The 7,184-nt window shown below is 70.1% G+C and carries 6 protein-coding genes and 2 rRNA genes; 3 read left to right on the top strand and 5 right to left on the bottom strand.

Annotation, left to right across the window (positions count from 1 at the left end; genetic code table 11):
• Positions 1-828, top strand: a 23S ribosomal RNA gene (locus G3I41_RS32620); the annotation flags it as partial.
• A 79-nt stretch (positions 829-907) separates the two neighbouring features.
• Positions 908-1,024: ribosomal RNA gene (gene rrf, locus G3I41_RS32615) — 5S ribosomal RNA — on the top strand.
• Positions 1,025-1,073: 49 nt separating this feature from the next.
• Here the strand turns inward: rrf and G3I41_RS32610 are convergent.
• The 4 genes from G3I41_RS32610 to G3I41_RS32595 are packed head-to-tail and all read right to left on the bottom strand — an operon-like array spanning position 1,074 to position 4,760.
• On the bottom strand, positions 1,074-1,739 hold the full coding sequence (locus G3I41_RS32610; protein WP_164404134.1) for a response regulator transcription factor: 666 nt from the start codon (positions 1,737-1,739) through the stop codon (positions 1,074-1,076).
• On the bottom strand, positions 1,736-3,007 hold the full coding sequence (locus G3I41_RS32605; RefSeq protein ID WP_203601977.1) for a histidine kinase: 1,272 nt from the start codon (positions 3,005-3,007) through the stop codon (positions 1,736-1,738). Before G3I41_RS32605 ends, G3I41_RS32610 begins: the two co-directional genes overlap by 4 nt.
• Positions 3,008-3,042: 35 nt before the next feature.
• The gene (locus G3I41_RS32600) at positions 3,043-3,831 is read right to left on the bottom strand and encodes an ABC transporter permease (protein ID WP_164404132.1); all 789 of its coding nucleotides are present in this window, start codon (positions 3,829-3,831) and stop codon (positions 3,043-3,045) included.
• The gene (locus G3I41_RS32595) at positions 3,828-4,760 is read right to left on the bottom strand and encodes an ABC transporter ATP-binding protein (protein WP_164404131.1); all 933 of its coding nucleotides are present in this window, start codon (positions 4,758-4,760) and stop codon (positions 3,828-3,830) included. The genes G3I41_RS32600 and G3I41_RS32595 overlap by 4 nt, the downstream gene beginning before the upstream one ends.
• 143 nt (positions 4,761-4,903) lie before the next feature.
• Here G3I41_RS32595 and G3I41_RS32590 point away from each other — a divergent pair, with 143 nt between their 5' ends.
• Positions 4,904-5,458 (top strand): GNAT family N-acetyltransferase, encoded by a 555-nt coding sequence (locus tag G3I41_RS32590; protein WP_164404130.1) that lies wholly within the window; start codon positions 4,904-4,906, stop codon positions 5,456-5,458.
• A gap of 15 nt (positions 5,459-5,473) precedes the next feature.
• Here G3I41_RS32590 and G3I41_RS32585 read toward each other — a convergent pair whose 3' ends face one another.
• Positions 5,474-7,183 (bottom strand): type VI secretion protein, encoded by a 1,710-nt coding sequence (locus tag G3I41_RS32585; RefSeq protein WP_164404129.1) that lies wholly within the window; start codon positions 7,181-7,183, stop codon positions 5,474-5,476.
• Between the last annotated feature and the right edge of the window lies 1 nt (position 7,184).

Here is a 7,184-nt window from a genome sequence, read left to right as displayed (position 1 = left end):
CTTTACTATAGTTTGATATTGGTGTTCGGTTCGGCTTGTGTAGGATAGGTGGGAGACTTTGAAGCGGCCACGCCAGTGGTTGTGGAGTCGTCGTTGAAATACCACTCTGGTCGTGCTGGATGTCTAACCTGGGTCCGTGATCCGGATCAGGGACAGTGTCTGATGGGTAGTTTAACTGGGGCGGTTGCCTCCTAAAGAGTAACGGAGGCGCCCAAAGGTTCCCTCAGCCTGGTTGGCAATCAGGTGTTGAGTGTAAGTGCACAAGGGAGCTTGACTGTGAGACCGACGGGTCGAGCAGGGACGAAAGTCGGGACTAGTGATCCGGCAGTGGCTTGTGGAAGCGCTGTCGCTCAACGGATAAAAGGTACCCCGGGGATAACAGGCTGATCTTCCCCAAGAGTCCATATCGACGGGATGGTTTGGCACCTCGATGTCGGCTCGTCGCATCCTGGGGCTGGAGTCGGTCCCAAGGGTTGGGCTGTTCGCCCATTAAAGCGGTACGCGAGCTGGGTTTAGAACGTCGTGAGACAGTTCGGTCCCTATCCGCTGTGCGCGTAGGAATATTGAGAAGGGCTGTCCCTAGTACGAGAGGACCGGGACGGACGAACCTCTGGTGTGCCAGTTGTCCTGCCAAGGGCATGGCTGGTTGGCTACGTTCGGAAAGGATAACCGCTGAAAGCATCTAAGCGGGAAGCCTGCTTCGAGATGAGTATTCCCACCAACTTGATTGGTTAAGGCTCCCAGTAGACGACTGGGTTGATAGGCCAGATGTGGAAGCCCGGTAACGGGTGGAGCTGACTGGTACTAATAGGCCGAGGGCTTGTCCTCAGTTGCTCGCGTCCACTGTGTTAGTTCTGAAATAACGAACAGCCGTGTTGTTGTCCGGTTGGTTCTAATTTCATAGTGTTTCGGTGGTCATTGCGTTAGGGAAACGCCCGGTTACATTCCGAACCCGGAAGCTAAGCCTTTCAGCGCCGATGGTACTGCAGGGGGGACCCTGTGGGAGAGTAGGACGCCGCCGAACAATCATTGTGGGAAAGCCCCGTGCCGATGGCACGGGGCTTTTCTGCGTTTCAGCCCGGGGCGACCAGGTGGGTGTCGTAGGCGAGGATCACCGCCTGGACGCGGTCCCTGGCGCCCGTCTTGGCGAGAATGCGGGAGACATGGGTCTTCACCGTCGATTCCGCGAGGTGAAGCCGTTCGGAGATCTCGGAATTGGTCCAGCCCTGGCCGATGACCGTGAGGATTTCCAGTTCCCGGCCGGTGAGACCGGCGATGCGCGGATCCTGGGTGGCCGGCTCGCCCGGGGCGGCCGGCAAGTGCTGTACGTAGGCGTCGAGGAGACGGCGGGTCAGGCTCGGGGCGACCACCGCGTCGCCGAGGGCCACGGCCCGGATGCCGGACAGGAGTTCCTCCGGCAAGGCGTCCTTGATCAGGAAGCCGCTGGCGCCGGCGCGGAGACCGTCGTACGCGTACCGGTCCAGGTCGAACGTCGTGACGATCAGGACGCGGGTGGGGGAGCCTGCCCTGATGACGCGGCGAGTCGCCTCGATGCCGTCCAGGAGCGGCATGCGGATGTCCATCAGGGCCACGTCCGGCTGGTGCCGGGCGATGAGCTGGAGCGCTTCGTGGCCGTTGGCGGCCTCGCCGACGACCGTCATGTCGTCCTGGCTCTCCAGCAGCATGCGGAAGCCGAAGCGTTGCATCGGCTGGTCGTCCGCGATGAGCACGGTCGTCACGAGAGGGTGTCCTCCAGGGGGAGCCGCAGCCGGACCTGCCAGCCGCCTGCGGCGGAGGGACCGGCTTCGAGTGTGCCGTCGTACAGGGAGGCGCGTGCGCGCATCCCCGTGATGCCCTGCCCGGTGCCGGCGGAGGTCCGTCGGCCCTGGGGCGGGGTGCCATTGTCCGTGACGAGGGTTTCCAGCGCACCCGGCCGGTAGGTCAACGTGACCTCGGCGGTGAGTGACGGTGAAGTGGTCGCGTGCTTCAGCGAGTTCGTCAGGGACTCCTGTACCACCCGGTAGACCGTCAGCTGGCGTCCGGGGGTGAGCGGACCGGTCGGCGGCGTTCCCCGTACGAGCAGCTGGACCGGCAGGCCGGCCCGGCGTACGCCCTCCAGCAGCCGGTCGATGTCGTCGAGGGTGGGCTGCGGGGTGCGAGCGGCGTCCTCCGGCCGGTCGCGCAGCACCCCCAGGAGACGGCGGAGTTCGGCGAGGGCCTGGCGGCTGGTGGTGCCGATGGCTTCCAGTGCCTGGGCCGCGCGCTCGGGGCTCCGGGCCGCCGCGTACGAGCCGCCGTCGGCCAGTCCCGTGATGACGGAGAGGTTGTGCCCGATGATGTCGTGCATCTCCCGGGCAATCCGGGTCCGTTCGGCGGCGGCGGCCAGAAGGGCCTGCTGGTCACGTTCGCGTTCCAGCCGGTCCGCCCGGTCGAGAAGGGCCTCGGTGTACTCCTTGCGCGTACGCACCAGGATGCCCGCCAGGGCGGCGATGGCGAACGTCCAGACGTGCGGGAGTAGGAGACGGCTCCAGACCTCCGGAAACCGGAACGAGGCGATCACCAGCGGTGCCGCGACCAGGGCGCCCGACCAGGCGAGGGTGCGCATCGGCAGGCGTACCGCGATGTTGAAGACCACGATCTCCTGGAGCAGGGACGCCTGGATGACCGCTCCGGTCCACACGTTGGCCAGGGAGAACGGGGCCATGAAGGCGAGCACAGCCAGGGGGTGGGAGCGGCGCCAGAGCAGTGGGGCGGAGAACGCCGCGCTCATGGCGAACACCAGCGCCTCCGGCACGTGCCGGTCGACGGCGACCGTGCGCCAGCCGCCGGTGGACACGTCGAGGACGGCGAACAGCACCCAGAACGTGGTGAGGACGCCGTTCCAGACCGACGGCCGGCGGCGGTCGAAGGCGCGCACGCGCTGGAACAGGCGCTGTATGTGGCCGGTGAGCGGGGACGGGGCGGCCGCCGGGTCAGGTTGCCGGCCGCCTTCGGCTGTGTCCGCCATTGGTGTCTCCCCTGTACCCGGCAGCGTCGTACGGCTCATGCGTCCCGGCGCCGCAGGAGTACGGCCGCCGAGACCAGTGTGGCCGAGGCCCACAGGACCAGGGCGAGCAGGGCCGGGCCGGGGGACGCGGCGTCCGGGAGCGGGGTGGCGGAGCCGAGGACGCCGGCTGCCTGGGTGGGGAAGTAACGGACGGCGGTCTCCACCGCGTCGTACGGGAGCGTGGTGAGCACCTCGGGAAGGATCATCACACCGCCGATGAACGCGCCGATCGCTCCGGGAACCGAGCGCAGGAGTGCGCCGAGGCCCAGGGCGATGAGGCCGAGGAAGGTGGTTCCGGCGGCGTTCCCCGCTACGGCACGGAGCACACCCGGGTCGGTGAGGGAAGCGGCCTGATCCGTGTCGTGGAGGAAGAGCTGGGCGATGACGAAGGTGACCAGCGCGGTCGCGAACATGACGGTGAAGACGGTGACCGTGAAGACGGCGGCTTTGGCCCACAGCACCGGCAGGCGGCGCGGGACGGCGGTCAGCGAGGCGCGGATCAGGCCCGTGGAGTACTCGCCCGCCGTGACGAGGATCCCGAGGACCACCGTGCAGAGGGAGGCGAGGAGCGAGCCGTAGAGGACGAGGATGACGGTGTCCATGTCCGAGTCGCCGCCGTCGGAGGTGTAGGTCGTGCCCATGAGGACGCCCACGCCGAGGACGAAGACGACGGCCAGGCCCAGGGTGGTCCAGCTGGAGCGCAGGGTGCGCAGTTTGTGCCATTCGGAGCGCAGCACCCGGGCGGGTGTGACGCGGTAGGAATGGGGAGGGGCCGTGGTGGTCATGCGAGGGCTCCGGTCGGTGCGGTGGTGGTGGTCCGGTAGTCGACGGACTCCTGGGTGAGGTCCATGAACGCCTGTTCCAGGGACGCGGTGTGCGGGGTGAGTTCGTAGAGGGGGATGGCGTGGGCGGCAGCCGTGCGGCCGATGTGCTCGGCGTTCGTGCCGCGTACGTCCAGCCGGTCGGAGCCGGGTGTGGTGGTGATCTCGACCCCGGGTCCGCGCAGCAGGTCGCACAGGTCGGTGGCCCGGGGGGTGAGGACCGTGACGGAGCTGCCGCCGGCCGTGGCGGTGAACTCGGTGACGGTGGTGTCGGCGAGGAGGCGGCCGCGGCCGATGACGACCAGGTGGTCGGCGGTGAGGGCCATCTCGCTCATCAGGTGCGACGAGACCAGGACCGTGCGGCCCTGCGCGGCGAGATCGCGGAGCAGGGTGCGGATCCAGAGGACGCCCTCCGGGTCCAGGCCGTTGACGGGTTCGTCCAGGATGACGACGGCCGGGTCGCCGAGGAGGGCGGCGGCGATGCCCAGGCGCTGGCCCATGCCGAGTGAGAAGCCCTTGACGCGTTTCCCGGCGACGGCGGTGAGACCGGCGAGATCCAGGACGTGTTCGACGCGGGTGCGCGGGATGCCGTGGGTGTGGGCGAGCGCCATCAGGTGGTGGAAGGCGGTGCGGCCGGGGTGGACGGAGCGCGCTTCCAGCAGGGCGCCGACCTCGGTGAGGGGGGCGCTGTGGGAGGTGTACGCGCGGCCGCCGATCGTGGCGCGGCCCCGGGTGGGTGCGTCCAGGCCGAGCAGCATGCGCATGGTGGTGGACTTGCCGGCGCCGTTGGGGCCGAGGAAGCCGGTGACCGTGCCCGGGCGGACGGTGAAGTCGAGGTCCTGGACGACGGTGCTGTCCCCGTACCGTTTGGTGAGTGCGTGTGCCCTGATCATGCGGTCGACGCTACGGAGCCGGCCCGGGCCGGTCGTCGGACCGGGGGCGGGACGTGCGGGGGCGCGTAGTACCGGGGTACGACTCCGTATGTGCGGGGCGAATCCGTTTGCGTGGTCGTGGGAGCGCAGGTCAGGATCGGTGCATGGACTACGTGATACGGCCGGTGCGCGCCGACGAGTGGCGATCGGTGAGGGAGCTCCGGCTGGCCGCCCTGCAGGACCCGGCCGCCCCGGTCGCGTTCCTCGAGACGTACGAGCAGGGGCTCAAGCGGTCCGACGAGGCGTGGCGGGAGCGCACGGTCGACGCCTCCGAGAACGGTGCGGGCGAGGTGCGGCAGTTCGTCGCGGAGGGACCGGACGGTTCCTGGGCGGGCTCGGTGACGGTGCTCGTGGAGGGGCCGGACGTCGAGGTGCGGTTCGGTGAGGCGGCGGTGAACCAGGGGCACCTGGTCGGCGTGTTCGTACGGCCGGAGGCACGGGGCGCGGGGGTGGCGGACGCGCTGTTCCGGGCGGCTGTGGACTGGGCGTGGTCGTTGGGGGCGCCGCGGCTGGAGCGCGTACGGCTGTACGTGCACGAGAACAATCCGCGCGCCGCGGCGTTCTACCGGCGGTTCGGGTTCGTGCCGACCGGGGAGACGGTGGCGATGCCGGGCGATCCGACGGCGCGTGAGCTGGAGTACGCGGTCACGCGGCCCTGAGGCCGTGCCGGCTGCTCAGAGGCTGCTGGGTGTCCGGAGCTGTTGCGTCCAGTGCGAGCGGGCCTGTTCCGGGGAGCGGAGCAGGGCGATGGTGGCCAGGCCCTGGATCTGGCCGGATCGCAGCAGCTCGGGCAGCCGGGGCAGCGGGGCGACGGCCGCGACGTCGTCGAGGACGAGCGTCATTGGTGGGTCGAGCCGGCCGTCGGATGACCGTGCGGCCATGCGGCGGCCGTGCTCGACCACGTCTGAGGCGAGCGCGGTGAGCAGGGGCATCGTCCCTGGACCGGATCGCGGGGTCTCGATGGCTTCACCCACCACATAGAGACTGCCCCCTTCGTCCGCAAAGGAATCCAGTGCGAGCGCATCTGCTCGATGTGGTGTGCAGGTGTCCCGGACGTGGACGGAGGAGAGGGCGCCGAACGCGCGCACCGTCAGTTCCCGTGCCGTCTCACGGCGTTCGGGGTAGCCGGTGAGCGCGGACTCCAGCAGTCCGGCGAGACCGGGGGCCGCTTGGGGGTGGGCGCGCAGGAGGCGGACCGGTTCGTGGGCGTTGCCGCCGATGGCCCAGCGGTGGACCTGGCGGAAGGGGCGGCCGTCGATGGCGGCGGCGTGCAGCCAGCAGCGCAGGAGGGTTTCGGCGATGTCGGCCGTCGCCGCGTCGACGCGGGCCCGGGGGCGGACGGGGGCGAGCAGCGCGCCTGCGCGGGCCGCGGCCCGGTCGGCCTGTTCGCAGCCGGTGGTGGGCGACCAGTGCAGCCGGGCCGGGGTGTCGCAGAGGTGGCCGGGGTCGTAGACGAGGACGGGGCCGAGCTTGGCGCGGGCGTCCTTGGTCTCGGCCCAGAGGGTGGGGTCGGAGGTCACGACGAGAACGGGGCCGTCGGCCTCGCGGATGGCCTGGACGGCGGTGGCCCGGCGGGTGGCGGCGGGGCCGTAGAGGAGCAGGGGCGTGCGTGGGGAGGGGACGGCCGCGGGGAGCGGGGCGGTGGGGGCCGGCTCGTGGGACACCGTTTGCGCGGGTGCGGTCTGCGCGGTGCCGGTCGGTGCGTGCCGTGTTGTGCGGCCGGTGAGTGCTTCGGGGCCGGTACCGGTGGGAAGAGCGGTCGTCTGCGCTGCGGTTTCGGTGAGGTCTTCGGCGGGAACGGGGGTGGCCGGCGCGGGAACGGGGCGCGTCTCGCGGAGGCTGTCGGGGGTGGGTTCCGAGGTCGGTTCGGGGAGCGCTGCCTCGTGCGCGTACCCCTGCCGGTTGGTCCGCCGGCCGGTCCTGCGGTCCTTGTCCTGTGCCGATCGGCGGCGGGCGCGCTCCTCGCGGTGTGCCTGTTCGAGGAGGGCCAGCCGCTCCATGCGTTCGGCGCGGCGGTGGGCCCGCACGGCGCGCCAGCGGGTGATGACGCCCATCACGAACACGGTCAGCACCACGAGCACCATCAGTTCGCCGATGAGCAGGCCCCAGAACAGGCCGTAGCCGGAGAGCTCCTGCGGGGGTGTGTCGGGCCAGGCGGCGGGCAGGTCGTGCGGGGCCTCCAGGAGGCGCCGGAGGGCCAGTGGTGTCTCGGTCGGCGTGACGGCCTCGGGCCAGGCGCCGTGGGCCAGGAGGCCGGCGAATCCGGTGGCCGTCCAGGCCAGCAGCGTCAGTCCGAGGAGGAAGGCCAGCAGCCCGACGAGCAGGCCGTCGGGGATGCCGCCCCCCTTGCCTCCGCCGGACCGTCCCCCGTCACTCCCTGCCATG

Source organism: Streptomyces sp. SID9727 (genome assembly GCF_010550605.1).
Taxonomy (GTDB): domain Bacteria; phylum Actinomycetota; class Actinomycetes; order Streptomycetales; family Streptomycetaceae; genus Streptomyces.
Note: the sequence above shows the minus strand (reverse complement) of the source record. Positions and strands in the feature narration are given on the sequence as shown.